This is a genomic window from Chrysiogenia bacterium (assembly GCA_020434085.1).
Taxonomy (GTDB): Bacteria; JAGRBM01; JAGRBM01; order JAGRBM01; family JAGRBM01; genus JAGRBM01.
Genome location: JAGRBM010000221.1, coordinates 1 through 2,759, shown reverse-complemented (window position 1 = coordinate 2,759; position 2,759 = coordinate 1). Strand labels below are relative to the sequence as shown.

Annotated in this window: 3 protein-coding genes; 2 read left to right on the top strand and 1 reads right to left on the bottom strand. The window is 62.4% G+C overall.

The genetic code is table 11. The features are described 5' to 3' along the window. On the bottom strand, positions 1–722 hold a 722-nt coding region (locus KDH09_07195; GenBank protein MCB0219461.1), incomplete at its 3' end, for a rod shape-determining protein. A 289-nt stretch (positions 723–1,011) separates the two neighbouring features. Between KDH09_07195 and KDH09_07190 the strand changes: the two genes are divergently transcribed. Both KDH09_07190 and KDH09_07185 read left to right on the top strand, forming a co-directional pair. Then, the gene (locus KDH09_07190; protein ID MCB0219460.1) at positions 1,012–2,445 is read left to right on the top strand and encodes a sigma-54-dependent Fis family transcriptional regulator; all 1,434 of its coding nucleotides are present in this window, start codon (positions 1,012–1,014) and stop codon (positions 2,443–2,445) included. After that, positions 2,442–2,759 (top strand): hypothetical protein (locus tag KDH09_07185; protein MCB0219459.1); only part of this gene is annotated, 318 nt, incomplete at its 3' end. The genes KDH09_07190 and KDH09_07185, both read left to right, overlap by 4 nt.

Below are 2,759 nucleotides of genomic sequence, written 5' to 3'. Positions count from 1 at the left end.
GCGAGCAGGTCGCGGCCCTTGATCTCCATCTCGCGCGGGGCCTCGGTGCGGTAGGCGTTGCCGAGCTGAATCTTGATCAGTTCGGCGGTCGCCTCGCCAATCAGCAGATTGTACTTGCGCTTGATGTACTGAAGGATCGCTTCGTCGATCTTGTCGCCGGCCACGCGCACCGAGCGCGAGAACACGATGCCCGAGAGGGAAATCACCGCAACCTCGGTCGTGCCGCCGCCGATGTCGACGATCATGTTGCCGCTGGGCTCGGTCACGGGAAGGCCCGCGCCGATGGCGGCCGCCATGGGTTCTTCGATGAGATAGACCTGGCGCGCACCGGCCTGCTCGGCCGATTCGCGCACCGCGCGCTTTTCCACCTCGGTCACGCCGAAGGGAACGCAGATCATGATGCGCGGACGAACCAGAGTTGTGCGGTTGTGGGCCTTGCGGATGAAGTAGCGAAGCATGGCCTCGGTCACGTCGAAGTCGGCGATGACGCCGTCCTTCATCGGACGGATGGTCTGGATGCTGCCGGGGGTGCGGCCGAGCATGAGCTTGGCTTCCCTGCCGACGGCGAGAATCTTTTTCTCGCCGCGAGGACCCTGCTGCACGGCCACAACGCTGGGTTCGTTCAGCACGATTCCCTGACCCTTGACGTAAACAAGAGTGTTGGCCGTCCCCAGATCGATGGCCAGATCGTTTGAAAAGAGCCCTGAAATCCAACCCAGCATGCTTTGAAATTCCCTAGCAATCCCGCAGGTCTATCCGCTCACTTCTACACCCAAGCCGAGAAATGCGCAAATCCGCGTCATTTCGGAGATCCGGCAGGGGCCGGGGCGGGGCGAGATTTTCATTGAGTCAGTCTTTTGACGGTGCTACTGTCCGTTCATTCGGATTGAGAATGACCACTTTGCGCAGGGCTTGGGCGCGCCGCTGGGGAGCGGCGAACCCTTCCGGAGGGCCTGCCTGGTTTGAGCTCATCCGAATCCCGGCGAAGGGCCGGGTAATGGGAAGAAGAGTATGACCCCGACCGAGAACACCGCGGTGAGCGTCGCCGTTGTCGACGACGAGCCCACCATCCGTATTTCCACAGAACGCATGCTTCGCGACGAGGGCTATGAGACCTTCGCCGCGGCAACGGGCGCCGAGTTTCTGGGGCACCTGGAGGACAACAGGCCCAGCGTTGTGCTGCTCGATATCAAGTTGCCGGACATGGACGGCCTGGAACTGCTGGCCCAGTGCAAGCAGCTCTCGCCCGATACAGAAGTCATTTTGATGACGGGTTACGGCACGGTCGAGAGCGCCGTGGACGCCATGAAGGCCGGCGCGTTCCACTACCTGACCAAGCCGTTCAAGATCGAGGACGTTCTGAACCTCGTCGAGCGCGCCGCCGAGCACCGCAAGCTCAAGACCGAAAACGTCGAGTTGCGTCGCCAGCTCGAGCGCAAGTACGGATCGGAAAACTTCATCGGAAACTCCGACAAAATGCAGCACGTGTTCCGGCTCATCGACCGCGTGGCCGACACCGACTCAACGGTGCTGATCACCGGTGAGAGCGGCACGGGCAAGGAACTCGTCGCCCGCGCGCTGCACCTGCATTCGAGTCGCCGCGACGTTCCCATGGTGACGGTCAACTGCGCGGCCGTGCCCGAAGACCTGCTGGAGAGCGAGCTCTTCGGGCACACAAAGGGCGCCTTCACCGGCGCCATCGCCACGCGCCAGGGCAAGTTCCAGGCGGCTGCTGGCGGCACGATCTTTCTCGACGAAGTGGGCGAGATGACGCCGTCGCTGCAGGTGAAGCTGCTGCGCGTTCTCCAGGAAAAAGAAGTCACGCCGGTTGGCAGCGAGAAATCGATCAAGGTCGACGTGCGCGTCATTGCGGCGACAAACCGCGACCTGCAACGCGAAGTGGAGGAGGGGCGCTTCCGCGAGGATCTGTTCTACCGCCTCAACGTCATCCCCATCACCCTGCCGCCCCTTCGGGATCGCAAGGAAGATGTGCCGGTTCTGATCCAACATTTCCTGCAGCGCTTCAGCCGCGAAAAAAACATGCAGGTCGCCGGGATTTCAGAAGATGCGGTCAAGACGCTGGCGCGCTACCCCTGGCCTGGCAATGTGCGCGAGCTGGAGAACCTGCTTGAGCGCATGGTGGTGCTCAAGGGCGAGGGACAGCTCACCCTCGAAGACCTGCCGGAGAAGTTCCTCATCCCGCGCGCAGTGGAGCTCAATGTTCCCGAGGTCGAGGTGCCAGAAGAGGGCGTGGATCTCAAGCGCCTCGTTGATGACTTCGAGGACCGCATCATCCTCTCGGCGCTCAACCGCACGAAGTGGAACAAGAACCGCGCGGCCACGCTGCTGGGGATCAAGCGCACCACCCTGCTCGAAAAGCTCAAGAAGAAAGCCCTCGTCGCCCCCGACGAGCGCGGAAGACTGCAACCCAACATCGAACGGTGAACGAACTGCCGCCCGAGGTACTGCTCCAACCGCGGCGCCCCCGCCCGCTGCTGTGGGCGTTGTGCTGGGTGGGATTTTATCTCTTTCTTACAGTCGTGCTTTTCCTGTGCGACTGGATTCCCTACGCCGAAGGACCGCCGATGTCGTATCTGGACCCGGTCCTCTCCGTTGCCGGAGCGATCCAGCTCTTTCGTGTCAGTGTGTTCGGTGCCGGGCTGGGACTTGCCGCGCCGATTCTCGGCATGCGCATGTTTCGCGCGGATTCGGCGCGTCGCCGCATCGTCTACGCCCTCTGGCTCACGCCGCTGGCGCTG

Excerpts from the sequence above, each read along its gene's own strand:
- KDH09_07190 (MCB0219460.1), top strand. The coding sequence starts at position 1,012 with ATGACCCCGACCGAGAACACCGCGGTGAGCGTCGCCGTTGTCGACGAC.